Annotated in this window: 15 protein-coding genes and 1 pseudogene; all 16 read right to left on the bottom strand. The window is 62.5% G+C overall.

What is annotated here, in order from left to right; all coding sequences use genetic code 11:
- Positions 1-164: 164 nt before the first annotated feature.
- Positions 165-1,202 carry an SDR family NAD(P)-dependent oxidoreductase gene (locus FDW83_RS08860; protein WP_138137588.1) on the bottom strand — a complete coding sequence of 346 codons (1,038 nt, stop codon included), beginning with the start codon at positions 1,200-1,202 and terminating at the stop codon, positions 165-167.
- On the bottom strand, positions 1,199-3,052 hold the full coding sequence (uidA, locus tag FDW83_RS08855) for a beta-glucuronidase (RefSeq protein WP_138137586.1): 1,854 nt from the start codon (positions 3,050-3,052) through the stop codon (positions 1,199-1,201). The genes FDW83_RS08860 and uidA overlap by 4 nt, the downstream gene beginning before the upstream one ends.
- Before the next feature lie 112 nt (positions 3,053-3,164).
- On the bottom strand, positions 3,165-4,559 hold the full coding sequence (locus FDW83_RS08850) for an MFS transporter (RefSeq protein ID WP_171027501.1): 1,395 nt from the start codon (positions 4,557-4,559) through the stop codon (positions 3,165-3,167).
- A gap of 99 nt (positions 4,560-4,658) precedes the next feature.
- On the bottom strand, positions 4,659-5,735 hold the full coding sequence (locus tag FDW83_RS08845; protein ID WP_138137582.1) for a Gfo/Idh/MocA family protein: 1,077 nt from the start codon (positions 5,733-5,735) through the stop codon (positions 4,659-4,661).
- Between the two features lie 152 nt (positions 5,736-5,887).
- The gene (locus FDW83_RS19455; RefSeq protein WP_240720915.1) at positions 5,888-6,202 is read right to left on the bottom strand and encodes a hypothetical protein; all 315 of its coding nucleotides are present in this window, start codon (positions 6,200-6,202) and stop codon (positions 5,888-5,890) included.
- A gap of 10 nt (positions 6,203-6,212) precedes the next feature.
- A pseudogene (locus FDW83_RS19450) lies at positions 6,213-6,425 on the bottom strand (family 43 glycosylhydrolase); the annotation flags it as partial.
- Entirely contained in the window at positions 6,422-7,282 is an 861-nt protein-coding gene (locus tag FDW83_RS08835; protein WP_138137578.1) for an ATP-binding cassette domain-containing protein, read from the bottom strand. The gene FDW83_RS08835 and the pseudogene FDW83_RS19450, both read right to left, overlap by 4 nt.
- Positions 7,282-9,063, bottom strand: coding sequence for a dipeptide/oligopeptide/nickel ABC transporter permease/ATP-binding protein (locus FDW83_RS08830; protein ID WP_240720914.1), 1,782 nt, complete (start codon positions 9,061-9,063; stop codon positions 7,282-7,284). Before FDW83_RS08830 ends, FDW83_RS08835 begins: the two co-directional genes overlap by 1 nt.
- Complete coding sequence (locus FDW83_RS08825) at positions 9,060-10,001, bottom strand: ABC transporter permease (RefSeq protein ID WP_138137576.1); 942 nt, start codon at positions 9,999-10,001, stop codon at positions 9,060-9,062. Before FDW83_RS08825 ends, FDW83_RS08830 begins: the two co-directional genes overlap by 4 nt.
- A 242-nt stretch (positions 10,002-10,243) precedes the next feature.
- A complete protein-coding gene (locus FDW83_RS08820) occupies positions 10,244-11,803 on the bottom strand; it encodes an ABC transporter substrate-binding protein (RefSeq protein WP_138137574.1) in 1,560 nt (519 codons plus the stop codon).
- A gap of 388 nt (positions 11,804-12,191) precedes the next feature.
- Entirely contained in the window at positions 12,192-12,842 is a 651-nt protein-coding gene (locus tag FDW83_RS08815) for a TetR/AcrR family transcriptional regulator (protein WP_138137572.1), read from the bottom strand.
- Between the two features lie 106 nt (positions 12,843-12,948).
- Positions 12,949-13,494, bottom strand: coding sequence for a gluconokinase (locus FDW83_RS08810; protein ID WP_138137570.1), 546 nt, complete (start codon positions 13,492-13,494; stop codon positions 12,949-12,951).
- On the bottom strand, positions 13,484-14,713 hold the full coding sequence (manD, locus tag FDW83_RS08805; protein WP_138137568.1) for a D-mannonate dehydratase ManD: 1,230 nt from the start codon (positions 14,711-14,713) through the stop codon (positions 13,484-13,486). Before manD ends, FDW83_RS08810 begins: the two co-directional genes overlap by 11 nt.
- 14 nt (positions 14,714-14,727) lie before the next feature.
- A complete protein-coding gene (locus FDW83_RS08800; RefSeq protein ID WP_240720913.1) occupies positions 14,728-16,116 on the bottom strand; it encodes a mannitol dehydrogenase family protein in 1,389 nt (462 codons plus the stop codon).
- Entirely contained in the window at positions 16,113-17,519 is a 1,407-nt protein-coding gene (gene uxaC / locus FDW83_RS08795; protein WP_138137566.1) for a glucuronate isomerase, read from the bottom strand. Before uxaC ends, FDW83_RS08800 begins: the two co-directional genes overlap by 4 nt.
- 81 nt (positions 17,520-17,600) lie before the next feature.
- On the bottom strand, positions 17,601-18,665 hold the full coding sequence (locus tag FDW83_RS08790) for a LacI family DNA-binding transcriptional regulator (protein ID WP_240720912.1): 1,065 nt from the start codon (positions 18,663-18,665) through the stop codon (positions 17,601-17,603).
- Positions 18,666-19,067: the final 402 nt, after the last annotated feature.

Raw genomic sequence — 19,067 nt, 5'->3', positions numbered from 1 at the left:
AGCAGGAAGTTTCGTTCATGAGGATCTCCTTATAGTCGACCTTGGGAATTGAGTGAAGCACTCCCTTTGCTCCTTTGGGGAGGGAGGCATCATCGCTGTGCCGGGAAGGGGCCGGAAGATATGCCCGCCCGCCCCTTTCCCGGAGCCTTTTGACTTTGCCTCTCTTATTGCACCGACCAGGCCCCGTCCGAGGGCAGGACAGCGCCAGAGATGTTCGTTCCGTCATCGCTGAGCAGGAAAGTGATGGACGCGGCCAACTGTGATGCTTCGGCCACTGGCGGGATCATCTGCATGAACGGGCCGAGCCGTTTCGCGCCGAGCTCGGAGCCGAAAGTAGCCGCAATTCCGGTCGCGACCGGGCCCGGGGCGACCGCATTCACCCGGATCCCTTGAGGTGCGTACATGAATGCGGTACTGCGGGTTACCCCGAGAACGGCGTGTTTGGAGGCAGTGTAGGCCAATCCGGCGGAGTTGCCCCGGAGTGCTGCCTCGGAAGCGACGTTGACGATTGATCCCCGCCCTGCCGTAATCATGACCGGGAGGACCGCGCGGGTGAGGCGGAACATTCCGTCGACGTTGACCGCGAACACCCGGTCCCAGACGTCATCGGAAACCTCGTGCAGTGGCGTCATGTCGTCCATGATCCCGGCGACGTTGGCCAGCGCGTCGATCCGGGCGCCGGCGGCTTCAACGATCCGGGCGATGTCCGGATCATTGGTGATGTCGGCGGGTACCGGGACGATGTCTGCCTGCGGGTGGGCTGTGACCAGCGCGTCGAGCCGGTCAGCGGCGATGTCCACAGCAATGACCCTGCCCCCTTCTCGCGCGATCCTGGAGGCGGTGGCCCGTCCGATGCCGGAGCCCGCCCCGGTGACGATCACGGTCTTGCCGGAGAAGCGGGCATCCGAGATCCGTTCCGCCCACACCCCTCCCCGTGCACCAACCTGGCCGTTGTCAGTGGTGTCCTCGGGGAGTACTCCCTCGTTGACTTCGCGGACCAGATGATCGAGCAATGATTGCGGGAACTGGCCGCCCCCTAGTTCGACCAGTTGTTGGAGGGCGAAGTGTTCGATGGGTTTGAGGGCTGCTTCGTCCTGTCCGGCTTGGGTGAGCATGCCCCGCAGCAGCGGTCCTCCCGCAGGATGGCCCAGCCATTCCCGGATGGAGCGCGAGCCGGTCAGAGGTTTAGTGGTCTCCGTCATTTTGCTCCCTCCAGGGCAGGTACGGGCCGGGTTTTTGTTTCTTCGTCGGGGATTGCTGTTTCGTTCGCGGAAGGTTTGCTGCCGTTCAGGCCTGTCCAGCGGGCGCGGAGGGTGTGTGCTGCTGATTTCGGCTTCCGGTCCCGGGTGAAGACGCCTTTCCTGTTGCCGTCCACGCGGTGGATGCCGTTGGAGGTTTGGAAATCGGCGAAGTTCCAGACATGTTCTCCGATGAAGGCCTCGATCCTGTCAAAGACCCGGTGGTTCATGTCGAGGTAGGACTGCTGGTACTCCTCGCTCCAGGGCATATCCCACACCGAGTGCTGTCCGGGCATCGTGTCGGCTCCGTATTCGCTCATCATGATGGGCTTGCCGAAAGCCTGCACCCAGCCGCGAAGATCGCCTTCCAGGTACTGTTCCGCGGTTGCCAGGTCACCCGTGAACACGTACCAGCCGTAGTAGCGGTTGATGCTGAGGACGTCGAAGAGGTCAGCGATTTTGTCGTTCTGGAAGGTTGCGAACATAACGGCGGCGTAGGTCAAGGGACGGGTGGGGTCCAGTTCCCGCGCGAGCTGCACCAGGGGCTCGAAGTATTCGCGGGCTCCTTCTTCGTTGGAAGCCGGCTCATTGGCGATGCTCCACATCACGACACTGGGGTGGTTCTTGTCCCGGGCTATCAGCTCGCGGAGGTGCTGCGCGTGGGCAGCCTGGGTCTCATGATTGAAGGTTTCCGGGGAGAAGGTGGGCTTGGGACCGATCCCGGTCAGCCCTCCCTGGACGCCCAGGTTCAGTCCGACCGCAGCAGTCTCGTCAACGACGACAATCCCATTGCGGTCAGCGAATTCCAGCACCTCTTCGGCGTAAGGGTAGTGCGAGGTTCTGAAGGAGTTCGCTCCGGCCCACTCCAGCAGCTGGAAGTCGTGCACCAGGTAGGCGTTGTCGTGGCCCTTGCCGCGGACCGCCGTGTCTTCGTGTTTGCCGAAGCCGGTGAAGTAGAACGGTTTGCCGTTGATGAGGAACTGGGTTCCGCGCACTTCGACCGTCCTGACTCCGAACGGTTCGGTGTAGCTGTCGATCACTTCCTCGCCGTCGAGCAGCTCGACCACGAGGTCGTAGAGGTACGCCGCTCCCGGCTGCCAGAGAGTGACCGCCTCAATGCTGAGGGTTCCGTTGCTTCCTTCTGCCGTCGCGACTTCGCACCCCGTGGCGTCCAGGGCGCGGACCCGGACGGTTGTTTCGTGGCTGGCTGCCACGGAGTAGTCGACGACACCTGTCTGCCCGATGACGCCGGTGACGATGGTGATGTCGCTGATATGGCGCTCGGGTTTGCTGTAGAGCCACACCGACCGGGCCAGGCCTGCGTAGTTGTAGAAGTCGTGCAGGTAGGTCTGCTGGCGCCGCCCGTCCTGGGTCACGCTGATGCTGCCGGGGGGGATGGTCGTGCTGGTCAGCTCGTTGCTTACTCCGACCGTGAGCCTGAATTCCGCGCCTGGTGAGACGTGATCGGTGATGTCGGCTTCGAATGGTGTGTAGCCTCCGACGTGCCGGGCGACAAGAACGTCATCGACGTAAACTTTGCCCTCGTGTGTCGCCGCGTCCAGGCGGAGGATCACTCGCTCCCCTGCCCAGCCGCGGGGCACACGTACGGTCCTCTGGTACCACACCCATCCGACGTGGTTACGGATTTCAGGGTCGGTATAGAGGTCGTTGTAACTGGAGGGCACGGGGGCTTCAAGTCTGGTTTCCAGGGCTCCGGTCCAGGGCCTGGGCACGTTTGCGTCTTCGATGGCGAAGCGCCAGAGACCATCGAGGTTTACAAGTTCTCGGGTGAGTGTGGGGCGGGGCTTTAGCACTGCGTTTCCTCCTGCGGGTTAGTACAAATGGGTTGATGATTGCGAGATGGTGAGGGCGCTGCAACGGTCTGCGGCACTGTTCATGGCTGGCCTGCGATGACCGGAGCCGTTTTTAGCGGACTGATTTGACCGTCAGCAAGGTGATGAGTCCTCCGGCCAGCGCCAGCATGCCAGCGCTCAGGTAGAGCACCGTGTAGTTCTTCTCGTCGCCGACGCTGGTGAGGGACAGCAGTAATGTGGCGGCGAATGGGGCCAGTGCCCCGGGGATTTTCTGCGCGAAGCTTGTGATGGCCATAAAGCGTCCGGCCTGCGTCTGCCTGTGGGGCAGGACGTCCAGGACCAGCGCCTGGCCGACGGCGCTGAAGATCGCGATCCCGAGGGATGAAACAAGCGTCCCTGCCACCAGCGCTACAAGGTCATGCGCGAAGGCGGTGAGCGAGGCACCCAGGGCAAACAGGACTGTGGCGACCATGATGAACGGGCGACGGCGGGCCCAGTGGTCTGAAAGCCACCCTGCACCGATGGATCCGAAAACGGCGCTCAAAACACTGGCTGCCGAGATGACCGCCAAGGCTGAAGCAACCATTGAAACTCCTATCCCGAGGCGTTGGGCGTAGAAAAAGGTGCTGAAGCTCGTCGTTAGGGATAGGCCGAAGAAAAAGACGAATCTGCCCAGCCAGGTCCAGGCGAAGTCAGGTTCCTTCCGCGGGTTGAACACGAAGCTGGCAAGGAAACGCCGAAGCGACAGCGGTTCAAGAGGCCCGGCGTCCCGGTTGTCCCCTTCCTTCACGAAAATGATGAAGGAAGCCACGCAGATGGTGCCGACCAGCGAAGGGATCCCGAAGACCCAGAACGCGTCTTTGCTTACGAGTCCGATGAGCAGGATTCCTGCTACCGGCGCTACGTGCATCGTCAGTACCGTGAGGGCTGAAATCTTCCCCCGTTGGTGGGGAGGCAGACGGTCCGCCTGGTAATTCCCGATGGAACCCAGTGCGGTACCCCACCCGATAGTGGACAGCACCCACCCTGCGGTGAGGATGAGGGGATCCGTGGCGAAGGCCATCACCGGGGTTGCCACGATACCCAGCACCAGACCGGCACAGGTGAAGGGCCGGCGTCGGCCCCAACGGCTCCGGGTCCGGTCGCTCAGAATTCCGGTGAGCGGGGAAGCAAGGAGTGAAAAAACCGACCCAATGCCGATTGTGTAACCGAGCAGTTCGACCCGCCCGGGCGCCAGCACCTCCAATCGAAGTGAGAGCGAAAAAGCCATAGGCGCAATCAGAGCCATGGCTCCACCGAACGTTGCGAAGACCAGGAGGCCAACGGTTCCCAGCCCGACCGTTCCCACACCGCCCGCGGACGCCCGCGTCGGCACCAGTGGGTCACCGGCCAGTGCCGGAAATGGCCCTGCCGCTTCGGGCATATGAGGGGCTACGGTTTCTCCGTCCCCTTGGTCCATACCCTTCGTCGTTTTCGTGTTGCCGTCGGGAACAGCGCCGGCATTCACGGCCGGCGCCTTACTGACACCGCTGGCAGGGCGGTCTGTTTGGATCCTGCTGTCGGGCATGAACTGCTGCCGGGCATAGCAGAAGCCGCCAGAAGAAAATCAGCGGGGCAGGCAGGCATCATCCCTCGATTCAGTAGGTCTGCTTCCTTGGGAGGCATCAAACGGGAACCTTGCGGCTGATTCCTTAACCTGCTTACTAATGGCGTCTAGGGTTCGGAATACGGCAATCGTGTCGGACGCGGGATGTATCGGATGCTGCGTGGCTCCTGAGCGGATGGCCTCTCCGGCGGCCCGGAGCATGGGGACGTATCCGTTGCCTTCGCGGTCGTGCTCTATCGGTTCCGGGGCGAACATCTTGGCCCAGGAACCGGCGTGCATCAGAAGAGTTGTCGATGTCCAAAACATACCCGGGATTGTGATCCACCCCAACGTGCCGCTGATTGACGCGGTCGGGTCAACAAATTCAGTCATTGAACTGGCGCACTGGGCGAACCGGCCCTCTTCAAAGTCAAGGGTGAAGTGTTCGGCGAAGTCGAGGCCGTCGTCGCGGAGGCATCCGCGGGCATGGACATCTGTCGGTTCTCCAAAGATGGCGTGAGCCAAGGTCACAGGGTAGATCCCTTGATCCAGCAAGGTTCCGCCACTGCGTGCCGGGTCCCATCTGCTGCCGCCATCAGGGATCAGCGGAAAGCCGAAACCAGCGCGCAGGCTTGATGGTTTCCCGATCACCCCTGAATCCAGGAGTTCGAAAAGGTGCTGGAACGCAGGGTTGAACTTCATCCACATGGCTTCCATAAGGAACAGGCTTTGGCTTCCAGCCAAGGTGAACAGTTCCTCGACCTCGTCCGCGTTCATTGCCATGGGCTTTTCGATGACTACATGTTTGCCGGCCAGCAGCGCCTCACGGGCCATTGCAGCGTGAGTAGCGAAGGGCGTCGCGAGATACAGCACATCGACCAATGGGTCCTGTACCACCGATGCGAAGTCATCGGTCCAGCGGGCCAGATTAAACTCCTTAGCGAAGCGGGCTGCGTTTGCCGGGTCCCTACTGAAGACGACCTCTACCTGGTTGCCGGGTATGGCCTGCAGATCGGGCACGATGCTGCGGGAGATGGTCCCGGCTCCGGCGACGGCCCACCGCAAAGTCCGGTCAGGATCGAAAGATGCACGGTCCATGAGTTCACCTATCTAGAGTCGGAGTATCGGAGTAAAGGACTGAAGAAGCGCGGACTTCAGCCCTGCGCACGACGCCAAGTAGCTGCCCCGGCAGTCCTCGACCTGGGCGAAGCCTTGCTGTGGGTGTTGGCACTCCCCCATCACCTAGCCGCCTATGCGCCGGTGGCAGGCTCAGTGGCACCGGCGAGGTATTCAAAGCGGTTGACGCGTGCCTGCCCGCCAAGCGCCTCCACCCCGATGACTCTTCCCGTGAATCCACCCGCGACTTCTGTCGAGAGGTACCGGCCATCAATGGTCGCCAGTACGTTGAAGCCGTCCTGTTCGTAGCCCAGTTCGAGCCGGTCCGGCCCTGTGCGGACACCGTGCTGTTGCGGGTCTTCTACGGCCCGCAGTGCAAGGGGCGCTGTCAGCGGGACGCCGGTTGCTGATCCAGAAGTGCCTGTCGTGAAAGCGGATGGTCGGCGCATAGATGCCCTTGCCCGCCCCTGCAATCCCGGGGGTTACGTTGAGCTGGCTCTCACGGTCCAGGACGTTGCCGATCTGTCGCCAGGTCAGCAGGTCCCGGCTGGTGAAGATCGGTACGCCGGGGAAGTACTCGAAACTTGAGTTGATCAGATAGTAATCCTCGCCGGCGCGGCAGATGGATGGGTCAGGGTGGAAACCGGGAAGTATCGGCGTTGTTCCGATCATGCGACTCCCGCTTGGACGTTCTGTTCGCGGTGGAGCTCGGCGAGCCGATGCCGTTCTGCCCGGCGTTTCTCCTGCTCGACAGGGTCTGCGATCGGTGCTGCAAGCAACAGCCGCTGCGTGTACGGGTGCTCCGGGGTGGACGTCACCAGGTCCGCGGGGCCGGTTTCGACGATATCTCCCTTGTAGACGACGCTGACCCGGTGGCTGATGTGCCGCACGACCGCCAGGTCATGGGAGACGAAAAGGTAGGCCACCCCGGTCTGGCGCTGAATGTCGATAAAGAGGTCCATGACCCGGGCCTGTGTGGACAGGTCCAGGGCCGAGACCGGCTCGTCACAGACGATGAGTTTTGGTTTGGGGGCAAGGGCACGGGCGATCGCGACTCTTTGACGCTGCCCGCCGCTGAACTCCCGCGGCAACCGCTCGCCAGCGTCCCGCGGTAGACCCACCTGGTCAAGCAGCATTTGAACCCGTGCTCGTGCGTCGCCCGCTGTCGCACCCTGCACCACGAGTGGCTCGCTCAAGGTGTCGCCGATGGTCAGTGACGGGTTGAGGGAGGTGTAGGGGTCCTGAAAGACCACCTGGATGCTCTTGGACAAAGTCCTGCGATCCCTGGGGCTGGCATGAGTGATATCGGCACCTTGGAAGCGGATGCGGCCCCCGGAGGGCTTTACCAGACCCAGCACCGCCCGGCCGATCGTGGTTTTGCCTGACCCGGATTCCCCGACTATCCCGAGGGTCTCACCCTCGCCAATACTCAGGGATACTCCGTGCAGGACCTCAACCGCCTTCGGGCGGAATCCGCGGCCAGTGAAGGCTACGCGGAGGTCGGTCACGTCCAACAGCGGCGTACTCATCAGTTTTTCTCCCCAGTAGCCGCCGCGACAGGCACCGGCGGGTCGGTTCGTACGGTGTGCTCGTCCAGAATCGACCCCAGGAGCAGTTGTGTATACGGGTGCTTCGGTTCCCGGAACAGTTCCAGCGCCGAGCCGGACTCGACAATTTGGCCGTTCTGCATCACGGCGATCCGGTCGCAGATATCGGCGACCACACCAAAGTTGTGCGTGACGAGCAGGACCGCCATGTGCAGTTCGGCCTGGAGTTCCCGCAGCAGGTCAAGGATCTCGGCCTGGACCGTCACATCGAGTGCGGTTGTGGGTTCATCGGCAATGAGCAGCTTGGGGCGGCTCGCCACGGCACCGGCGATCAGTACTCGTTGTGCCATCCCGCCGGAGATCTGATGGGGGTAGGAGTCAAAGGTCCGCTGCGGATCCTGGATCCCCACCCGCTCCAGCAAGGCGAGCACTCTGGCTCTTGCGTCCGCACCGGACATGCGTGCAGAGGCGCGAATGCCCTCCACAAGCTGGGCGCCGATAGTGTAGGAGGGGTCCAGGTTCGACATCGGCTCCTGCGGGATGTACGAGATTTCCCGGCCCCGCAGCGCGCGCAGGTCCTGCTCGCGTAAACCGAGCAGCTCCCGTCCCTCCAACTTTATGGAACCCTGCACAATGACAGCTTCCGACGGGAGCACTCCAAGGATCGAAAAAGCAGTTTGGGTCTTGCCGGACCCGGATTCCCCTACCAGTCCGAGAGTTTCCCCTGCGTGAAGGCTGAAGCTGACACCCTTCACGACCTCCTTCAGCTGGCCCGAAGGCGTGGGGTAGGCAATGACCAGGTCCTTCACCGACAGCAACTCCGCTGCTTCAACATCGCCAACTACCGCGGATTCGCTCTTAAGCGTGGGTTCGGCCAGCTTTGAGGGCTTCAGTTTCACGCCCTCGAACGCATCCCGCAGGGAGTTGCCGAGCAGGACGAGGGAGGCAGTGAGGGTCCCCAGCAGGATGCTGGGCCAGATGAACTGGGTCGGGTCGAGGTAGAGGTTAGTAAAGCCGTCCGCGATCATCGCACCGAAGCTGGGAACAAGATTGGATCCGACGCCGAGGAAGGCAAGGCCGGACTGCAGGCTGATCGCGGAACCGGCCAGGAACGCGGCGGCAATAATGATGGGGCCACGAACAACGAACAGAACGTGCCGGCCAAGGATACGCAGGTTGGACAGGCCGGACACCCGTGCCGCGTCAACGTAGAGCTCATTCTTCACACCGACCACGAGGTTCCGCACGATGCGGTAGATACCGGGCGAGAGCAGGACCCCGAAGATGAGCATGGTTGCGCGGTAGTCACCTTTGGTGACAGGCATCAGGACGATCAGCAGCAGGAGCCCGGGGAAGGTCATGATGAGGCTGAAGACCCATTCGGTGGCACTGCGCAGGCGCCGTCCAAAGTAGCCGCCAAGCAGGCCGAACGTCACCCCGATGATGAGGGCAACACTGGCGCCGATCAGGGCTGAAATCATGCTCGTGTTGATCGAATGGAGGAGCCGGGATGCGATGTCGCGCCCGTTCTGGTCCGCGCCCAGGGGATACCCGGGAGTCCCGGGTGCCGCGTTGATCGCGTTGAGCTGGGCTTCGTTGGGGTCATGCGGGGTGATCCACGGCGTGAGTAGTCCCAGGACGATGATGACCAGCAGCAGCACCGAGGTGATGATCGCCTGGGGGTCCTTGAGGAGTTTCCGCAGCGGAGATTTCCGGGCTGGGGCTGCCAGCCCGGGATCGACGCTGAGTTCTTCGATGCTCAATAGATTCTCGCCTTCGGGTTGAGCCAGCCGTTTACTACGTCGGTAATGAGGTTCACTGCCACTACGAGCATGACGCCGAACAGTGTGATGCCCATGATGATGGGGATGTCCCCTTGGAGGGACGCGTTGAATGCGTACTGGCCGTACCCAGGGAGCGCGAATACGTTTTCGATAATCAGCGCGCCGCCCAGCATTTGGATGAATTCAAGGGACAGCACGGTCAGTGCCGGGCTCGCGGCGTTCCGCAGCGCGTGGCGGAGCACGATGGAGCGCGTCGGGATGCCCCGGGTCCGCAGGGTGCGGACGTAGTCTTTCCGAAGTTCATCAATCATGGACCCGCGTACCTGCGCGGCCATGCTGGCCACCCCGCCGATTACCAGCACTATCACCGGGATGGTGATCGATGCCGCCCATTTCGCCGGGTTTTGGGCGAAGTGGGTGAATCCGGTCGCGGGCAGCAGCTTCAGATTCACCGCCAATACTGCTACCAGGACAATCGCAATCAGCAGCCCGGGAACGATGTATCCCACGAGTGACAGGGCCTGGGATACCTTGTCGGCCACTCCACCTCGTGAGGCCGCCCAGACACCCAGCGCGACGCTGACGATCACCGTAATGATCAGGGCGGTGACGACAAGGGAAAGCGTGACGCCCAAACGGGAAGCCACGGCCGGAGCGACCGGTTGGCTTGTGAACAGTGAGGTACCGAAGTCACCGGTCAATACGGCTCCAAGCCAATCCAGGTATTGCACGATAGCTGGCCTGTCGAAACCGAGCTGGGTCATCAGTGCTTTTATGGACTCGGGAGTGGCTGCACTGCCCAAGCGTTCCCGGGCAACGGATTCCAGGGAGCCGCTGAGGAGGAAGAACGTGATCATGGTGACGAGCAGCGCAAGGACTATACCCGCACCCAGACGTCGGAGGGCGTAGCTGATCATGAGCTGCCTCGTGACTTTTCCTCTGGCATCTTCAGACTCCTTATTGTGATGGTGCCCCAGCAGGGCAGGTGTGCTGTTCTGATTCGGGCACCGCGTCTGCAAGGTGTGCCACGGCAGTTCCCCTGCAACGCGATGCTCGGGCCGGAGGAGGAAGGTCCGCGAACCGGGAGGGGACAAACGCGGTCGGGACGAGGGTTGGTAGGGCCCCGGACGAACCAGGAACCTACCAACCCTTTAGGGAACTAGCCGCTGGTTACCCCAAAGTCCCGGACTGTCGGCAAGACGACGACTGAGGGAATGAATTCAACGTCCGGCGCGGTCGCCCAGAGGGTCCCGGTGTAAGCAATTGGGGCGTTCAAGGCCTGCTTCACCGTGTATTCACTGACCTTCTTGTAGAGGTCCGCGCGGGCTTCTTCGTCAGATTCGTTAGCAATTTTCTGGAGCAACTTGTCGAACTCAGGGTCCTGCCACTTGAAAGGGTTGAGGAATGCTTCAGGCGTATACATGTCCCCCACCTCGCGGCCTGCCTCGTTGAGCCCTGCAAACCACAGCACAGCCGGATACTTCTTTGACGATATCGATGCTGCAGTGTTCTGCGGGGGCACCGGCTCCCAGGTGACCTTGATCCCGATGTCAGCCAAGGCCTGCGTAATGACCGGCTCGAAGGATTGCGAGATGACGGTGCTGGGCATGGTCATGGAGAAGCCGTCCGCATAGCCTGCCTCGGCGAGAAGTTTGCGTGCTTTCTCAGGGTCGAAATCGTAGGTGCCCTCCAGTTCCGAGTTGTACGCGTCACCGTTCGGGTTGAAGACCTGTACCGTGGGCCGGCCCACACCCTGGAGCAGCGCTTTGACGACCTGTTCGCGGTCGAATGCCATGTTGATGGCCTGGCGGACCTTGACATCAGCAAGCGCGGGGACGAGTTCGCCTTTCCGGTCAGCCAGAATCAGCGCAAGCGCAGCAACAGCCTGCACTTCTTTCACTTTGAAACCGGCGGCTTCGGCCTGCTGGCGCTGCGGGGCCTGGATAAAGGCGGCCTTAACTTCTCCGGCCTGAAGCGCGTTGTATTGCGCCGTACGGTCCTGAATGACCTTAACCTTGACCGTTTTGAAAGGATAGGCAGCCGCGTTCCAATGGTCCTCCCGGCGTTCCAGAACATACTCGGTACCGTCGACGGTGGCGTCCGAGAGGACGTAGGGTCCGGAGCCGGCAGGACGAAGCTTAGTCGTTTCCGCCGCCAGGGTCTCAGGGTCCCCGATGACGCCCGTGGCTTGGGCCAGATAGTTCAGGAGCGACGGCTCGGGTGCGGACAGCTGGATGACGACAGTGGAATCGTCAGGCGCCGAAACCGCGGTTACCTTGGCAAGCTTGGACTGCTGCTGGCCGGGAGTTGCCCGGGTTCGTTCCAATGTTCCAACAACGTCTTTCGCAGTAACCGCATCGCCTGCACTGAACTTCAGGTCCCCCCGAAGTTTGAGTGTCAGTGTGCGCAAATCCTCGGAGTACTTCCAGCTCTCAGCTGCGTTTGGCCGGACTTTTCCTTCTTTGTCCACCAGCAGCAGGGTGTCAAATATGGACGCCCAAACGTAGGACTGCTGTCCCTCGGCAAGCTGGGACGGGTCCAGGGAGGCCGGCGGTGCCTGGACGGCTATGCTCAGCTCCTGGTCCCGGGATTGGGATTGTTGGGCAGATGTATCAGGGGAGGCGGATGAACATGCCGCGGTTGCTAGAAGTGCAGCAACGGCCACTGTTGCTGATGCTGCTCTTGTCAGCGATCTGGCTCGAGACAGGACGGTAATCATGTGGGGAGACTCCTTTGTCGAGATGGAGGGTGTGAAGGTAGGGGGGTACTGGGAGGCCGATTACTTGGCGGGCAGTGGCGGTGATCGGCATCACAAGCAAACCATGCTGGAAACAAAAATACAACCGGTTGCCATCTAGTTGTTTTTCAACTGTGTTCTGCTGGTTTTTCGACGAGTTTGGCCCTAGGCGGGGTCTGAATTTTGCAGCAGCTTGTGCTGCCCTACATATGCGTGACCAAACCCTCAGCTGTTGCTGCAGGGTTTTCACGAAGCCCTTCAGGCACCGAGGCGAAGGAACTTTCTACGGCTGGCAACAGGTGAACCTGCGCGGCTGCTGCCCGCAACCGCCAGGATGCCGAGTTATCTCCTGGCCACGGATCTACTACTTTTACATTCGGGATACAAGGTCATTGATGCTCCGTTTTGCTTCCATAATCGACTGGCCTGTCAGTGCTTTGAATGCTTGGGACACTTCGGAGGCAAGATCGAAGGTGGGATTGACCAGCCACTGCATGCGCAGACCACTCCAGACTGCCGCTACTTGGCGGGCAACGGCGTGAGGATCCAAGCCAGGCAAGGCGTACCCGTTCGATTGCCGCCTTCTTATACCGTCGGCAAAATGGAGGACTGTCTGCTCTTGGTGGTCCTTCAAATACTGGTGTGCAGGATGGTCGGTATTTACTGCCTCGGCACTCAAAGCAAAGAAGAGGCGGGTCACGGCCTCATCCTCGGCACTAAGGCGCGCTAGCTCCGGTGGGGGCCATTCGCCTTGTTGCGCTTCACTGCCCAGAAACTGGTCGGTCAAGACGGTCCGGCTATCGCTGTCGGCTAGCTCCATAGCCGCAACCAGGATGTGGTCGCGAGTAGGGAAGTGATACAACATCGCCGTCTCACTCATACCAGCACGTGAGGCTACCTCAGCGGTGGTTATTGCGCGATGGCCCTTTTCAAGAACAATCTCAAGCGCGGCCCGCGCTACGGCGGAGCGCCGTTCAACAGTTTTGGCATAAGGCCCTCGCGCGCGAGTAGCAGACTCCATACGAAAAGTTTACGCGAAAACTGAGTACTACACCACAGAATTGTCAACTGCAATAACTTTCGACCGACTGGACGCTCAGCAAAGGACAACTAAAACTTAGTGGAGCTCAACGTTTATCTGGTGCTGCCAAACCCTGAGTCCTCTTCAGCGCCCTGAGCGCCCTAGCAGTAACCTCTTCGACCGGCGCGGCGATATCCAACGTCACGCCCGCCTCGTCGGCCTCGAGCGGTTCAAGCGTTGCGAGCTGGGATACAAGCAACCCGGCCGGCATGAAGTGCCCGGCCCGGTACGCCAGGCGCTGTTCGAGGAGTTCCTTGCTGCCATGCAGGTGAAGGAAGAGGGTGTCCGGAGCCTGGGTACGGATCGCGTCACGGTAGCTGCGCCGCAGGGCCGAGCATGCGAGGACCAGCCCGCCCTCGCCTGCTTCGGCGAGCCGGCCACCGACGGTGGCGAGCCAGGGCCAGCGGTCTTCGTCCGTGAGTGGGGTTCCTGAAGCCATCTTGGCGACGTTGTGCGCCGGGTGCAGGGAGTCACCGTCAAGGAAAGGGATGCTGAACTGCCGGGCCAACGACTCCCCGACGGTGCTCTTGCCGCAGCCGCATACGCCCATCACCACAACCAGGGGCTTTGCCTCTGTGCCGTTACCAGTCATGGACGGTGCCGTCGATGAGGCGGTTGTAGGGCAGGTAGGCCTGCTGGTACGGGAATGCCGCGGCGGCTTCTTCGTTGAATTCGACGCCGAGGCCGGGGTTGTCGCCGGGGTGCAGGTAGCCGTCGGTGAAGGTCATGGACTGGTGGAAGACCTCGTTGGTCTTGTCGGAGTGCTGCATGTATTCCTGGATGCCGTAGTTGTGGATGGCCAGGCCCACGTGCAGTTGCGCGGCGAACCCGACCGGGGAGATGTCGGTGGGGCCGTGGAAGCCGGACTTGATCTGGTACTGCGCGGCGAAGTCCATGACCTTCTTCAGCGGGCTGATGCCGCCGAAGTGGGTGGACGCGGCGCGGACGTAGTCGATGAGCTGTTCCCGGATGAGGGTCTGGTAGTCCCAGACGGTGTTGAAAATTTCGCCGATGGCCAGTGGGGTGGTGGTGTGTTGGCGGACCAGGCGCAGTCCTTCCTGGTTCTCGGCCGGGGTGCAGTCCTCGAGCCAGAACAGGTCATAGGGTTCCAGGGCTTTGCCGAGCTTTGCGGCCTGGATGGGTGTCATGCGGTGGTGGCCGTCGTGCAGCAGCGGGATCTCGGGGCCGAATTCGTTGCGGACGGATTCGAAGACGGTGGGCAGGTGGCGCAGGTAGGCGCGGGTGTCCCAGTCCTCCTCCACGGGGTACGCGCCGCGGCCCGCGGGCTCGTAATCGTAGCGCTCCCCCGACGCCTGGGCCTGGGCGGCCACGCCGTAGAGGGCCTTGATGCCCGGGACGGCGGTCTGGATCCGGATGGACTTGTATCCCAGTTCCAGGTGTTCGCGGACGGAGTCGAACAGGGACGGGATGTCGGCGCCGGAGGCGTGGCCGTAGGCGCGCAGCCCGTTCCGGGACGCCCCGCCGAGGAGCTGATACACGGGCATACCGGCCAGCTTGCCCTTGATGTCCCACAGCGCCATGTCGACGGCGGCGATCGCAGCCATGGTTACCGGACCGCGGCGCCAGTACGAGGAACGGTAGAGGAACTGCCAGGTGTCCTCGATCCGGTGCGGGTCCTTGCCGATTAGCAGCTGCGCGACGTGCTCCTTCAGGTAGGCGGCGACGGCGAGTTCCCGGCCGTTCAGGGTCGCGTCACCAATGCCGGTGACACCGTCCTCGGTGGTGATCCGGAGCGTGACGAAGTTCCGGGACGGGCTGGTCACAAACACTTCAGCGGCAATGATTTTCATGGTGGTCCTTCCAGTTACGGTCCGCTGCCTTGGCGGCCCGCGTGATCAAGAGCGGAAATATCCGCAGGAAAAGCAGTAGCAAAACCGGCTCGCAGGGCATCGAGCCGGAAAACAAGGCCGGCGTCCCCGGCGAGGTCCGGGTCCAGCAGCGCCACAAGCGCCGCCGTGCGTTTGCTGCCTTTAAGGGCGTTCGCGGTGTTGATGTCCGCGGCCAGCGGGTCCTGGAACCCGTCCGTTGTTGAGAGGTAGGCCAGCCAGGCGGCAATCATCCGCGCGGCCCCGTCCCCGGGGCGGCCGGCGGCGCGTTCGGCGGCCAGGACCGGCAGAGCGCGCATCCGCAGCTTGGTGGTGCCGTCCATGGCGATCTGCGCCAAATGGTGCGCGATCCTGCCGTTGCCGAACCGTTCCAGCAGCGCGGCCCGGTACTCCGGGATGCCCAGGCTGGCCGGCAGGTGCCGGGCAGCCTCATCCCAGAACTCCTCCACCGCGTCCCGGCAGATAGGATCCGACAGCGCCTCAGCCACGGTCCGGTGCCCTCGGAACAATCCCGAATACGCCAGGATGGAGTGCGCGCCGTTGAGCAGCCACAGCTTCCGGTTTTCGTACGGCTCGATGTCGTCCACAAACACCGCGCCGGCGTCTTCCCAACGCGGTCGCCCGGCGGGAAAATCCCCGCTGAGCACCCAGTTGCGGAACGGTTCAGTGACCACGGCCGCGGCGTCAAGGTAACCGCATGCGTCGGCGACCAGCCCGAGGTCCGCCGTCGTAGGTTTGGGGGTGATCCGGTCCACGGACGTGCTGACGAAGCTCACGTTCGCGCCGATCCAGTCCGGCAGCCCCTCAAAGCGCCCGGCCAGGTTGAGGACGGCATTGCGGGTCACCGCCCCGTTATGGGCAAGGTTGTCGCAACTGACGATGGCGACGGGTGCCGCGCCTGCCTCCCGCCGGGCGCCGAGGGCCAGGACCAGGCGGCCCAGCGGTGACGATTCCAAGGCGCCGGACCCGTCGAGGGCATAGGCGGCCTCGGTGATGGTCAGGGTGATGACCGAGGTCTGCCTCGAAGCCACCATTTCTTTCAACCGTTGCAGGTTCGCGCCATCCACGGCTTCGACAATGCTGCCCACAAGCTCAAAAGCGTCCCCGTCCCCGGAGCGCTGCACCAGTGTGAACAAGCCGTCCTGGGCGGAAAGAGTGTCCGCGGCATCAGGCCGGCGGCCGCTGAACGCCGCGATCCCCCACTCCCCCGCATCACCGGCGTGCTGGGTGTACCAGGCCTGGTGCGACCGGTGGAAGGCACCGAGGCCCAGGTGCACGATCCGGACGGGCGGAGCCGGGAACGGCCGGAGTCCGCGGGTGAGCAGCGGAAGTGCCGCGGCTGTCTGCTCCACCACCTCCGAAGTCACAGCTTGAAGACCCGTCGCGGGGAGGCGTCCACGATGTCCACGATGAGCTCGTGCGCGCGGTCCTCGGTGATGCGGTGTTCGGCGACCAGCCGGGCGAGGAAGGAGGCCTCGATCCGGCGTGACGCGTCGTGGCGGGCCGGGATTGAGCAGAACGCGCGGGTGTCGTCAATGAATCCGGAGGACCGGGAGAATCCTGCGGTTTCGGTGACGGCGGAACGGAAGCGCAGCATCGCGTCCGGGGCGTCGAGGAACCACCACGGCGCGCCAAGGTACACAGAGGGGTAGAAGCCGGCCAGCGGGGCAAGCTCGCGGGAGAACACCGTCTCGTCCAGGGTGAACAGCACCAGGTGGAAGTCCTTGGCGGTGCCGAAGTCCTGCAGCACGGGCCGGATGGCCTGGGTGTAGTTGATGCCGAACGGGATGTCATGGCCGGTGTCCGCACCGAAGAACTCGAATGTGGGCTGGTGGTGGTTGCGGTAGGAGCCGGGGTGGATGGTCATCACCAGGCCGTCCACCACGGACATTCGCGCCATCTGGTACATCATGTGGGCCTCAAAGGCGTCCCGGTCCTCCGGGGTGGCCTCGCCGGAGCGTGCCCGGTCGAACAGCCGCGCCGCCTCGGCCTGGTCCAGTTTGAGCGTTGCCGGGGTGATGACGCCGTGGTCCGCGGACACCGCGCCATGGTCTATGAAATATCGACGCCGGCTCTCCAGCGCGGCGAGGTAGGCGCCATAGCCCGTGCCGCCGTCGCCCGCTGCCGCGAGCAGGCGCTCGACGTTGCCGGCCCAGTCGGGGTGGGCGATGTTCAGGTACGCGTCCGGCCGGAAGGTGGGCAGGACCCGGCCGTGGAAGGAGGGATCCTGTGCGATCGCCTTGTGGCTTTCCAGCTTGTCCAGGGGATCGTCGGTGGTGGCCAGCACCTCGATGTTGAAGTCCTTGAACAGCTCCCGCGGCCGGAAACCCGGCTCCTGCAGCTTGGCAGAGATGGCGTCATAGGTGGCCTCCGCCGTCTCGGCGCTGATCTCGTGCTGCAGCCCGAACACGCTCTCGAACTGCGTCCGCAGCCAGTACCCGGAGGCTGTGCCGTCGAAAAGTGGCCAGGCTTTGCAGAACTCACGCCACACGGCCCGTGAGTCCGGTTCCGCGGTCTTTGATGGGCGGAGCCGGTCCAGCGGAACACCGCTGGCGTGGATCAGTCGGGTGACGTAGTGGTCCGGACTGACCAGCAGCGCTGCCGGGTCAGGGAACGGAGTGTTCTGCTCGATGACTGCGGCGTCAACGTGGCCGTGCGGCGAAATGATCGGCAGATCCTGGACCCGGGCTAGAAGGTCCCGGGCGATGCTGCGGGTGCCGGGTTCGGCAGGCAGGAGCCTGTCCGGGTGGGAAGCGATGGACTGTGGCATACGTCAATCGTCAGGGCTAGATGAACCGCTTGTCAACCGGTTGCCAAAGTTGCCACGCATTGCAATCCATCACCAGGAGTCTTAGCTTTTGGCCAGCACCTTTCCACTGGATCCCCGAAGCACCAGTTCTGTCTCCACCTGCATAATTTCAATCGGGCTGCCGGCGTCGGTTAGCAGGTCAAGCAGGCGAGTGGCCGCGGCGGCTCCGCACTCCCCCAGGGGCGACCGCACGGTGGTCAGGGGCGGGGTAGTAAAGTCCGCCCCGAAGATGTCATCGAAGCCCACAATGCTGATCTCATCAGGCACGGAGATACCGCCGGCCTGTAGTTCCTGCAGGAGCCCGATAGCCAGCAGGTCGTTATACGTCATTACCGCCGTGGCACCGCTGGCAAGCACTGCCCGGGCCACCCGTCTGCCGCCGTCGACCGTTGGCTTGGCCGATTCCAGCCGCACCGCCTCGACGCGGGACCACTCGCAGGCACTTTGCACAGCGTCCCAGCGGCGCGCGGACATCCAGGACTGCGGTGGACCGGGTACGAATACTATCCGCTTGTGTCCATTGCCGGCCAGGCTCCGGACTGCCTCGCTGATGCCCTTGGCCACGTCCGGAATGACGCACGAAACGCCTTCAACTTCCCGGTTGATGACTACCACAGGTTTGTCCTGCGCCAAAGCGCGGATGTCGTGATCGTCCATGCGGGGGCTGGCTAAAATGAGACCGTCTACCGTGGTCATCATGCGCCGCGCCGTCGTCAGTTCCGTAACGGCGGACTCGGCCGATTCGGCCAGCACCAAAGTGTAGTCGCGCAAGGTGCCCGTAGTCTGTGCGCCGCGAATAATGTCGAAGAACGTGGGATTGGTGATGTCGGCGACGATCAATCCGAACGTATTGGTCCTGCCAGTAGGCAACGCACGGGCGATCGGGTTGACTTGGTAATTCAACTCGGCAGCGGCGTCCTCAATAATTTTCAGCGTCTTGGCACTGACCCTGCCGGGCTTACTGAGCGCCCTCGATACGGTAGAGGGGTTTACCCCAGCCACCCTGGCGATGTCGTAGATGGTGGGGTTGGCTTTGTCGACGCGCAACCGCTTTATGGAGGAATGTGGTTCTGGGACATCAGATTCATGGGGGCTGGGTTCGCTCACCGGCCTATCCTAACTACGAAACGGTTCAGCACTCGGAGTACTTGGGAGTCAATGACGTTAGCTCTTTTGCGGAATTGGGCGCCAGAGTCAAGTGAAAATCAGTCCAAGGTCGCTAACACTGCAATTTTGATTCCCCTTGCACATGGCGCTTCTCTCTGTCATTACAGGCACACCGCAGCCTGACGTAAGGGGCACCTGACAAGGGATGACTTGGCTGGTGGACGAAGCTCCAACTTGTTCTCAGACGCCCGCCCAGTCACAGCATGTGACTTAGCTGCACTTGTCGCAAGGGGATGTCATCCAGTCCAGAGTTTTGGGCCTATATTGACTGTTCTCGAACTCCCCCACCCCAGGTTTCGTTGCATCCGACTGTCAGGGTAGGGTCTGAGATCAGCTTTGAGC

It is taken from the genome of Pseudarthrobacter sp. NamE2, from assembly GCF_005796205.1.
GTDB lineage: Bacteria > Actinomycetota > Actinomycetes > Actinomycetales > Micrococcaceae > Arthrobacter.
Note: the sequence above shows the minus strand (reverse complement) of the source record. Positions and strands in the feature narration are given on the sequence as shown.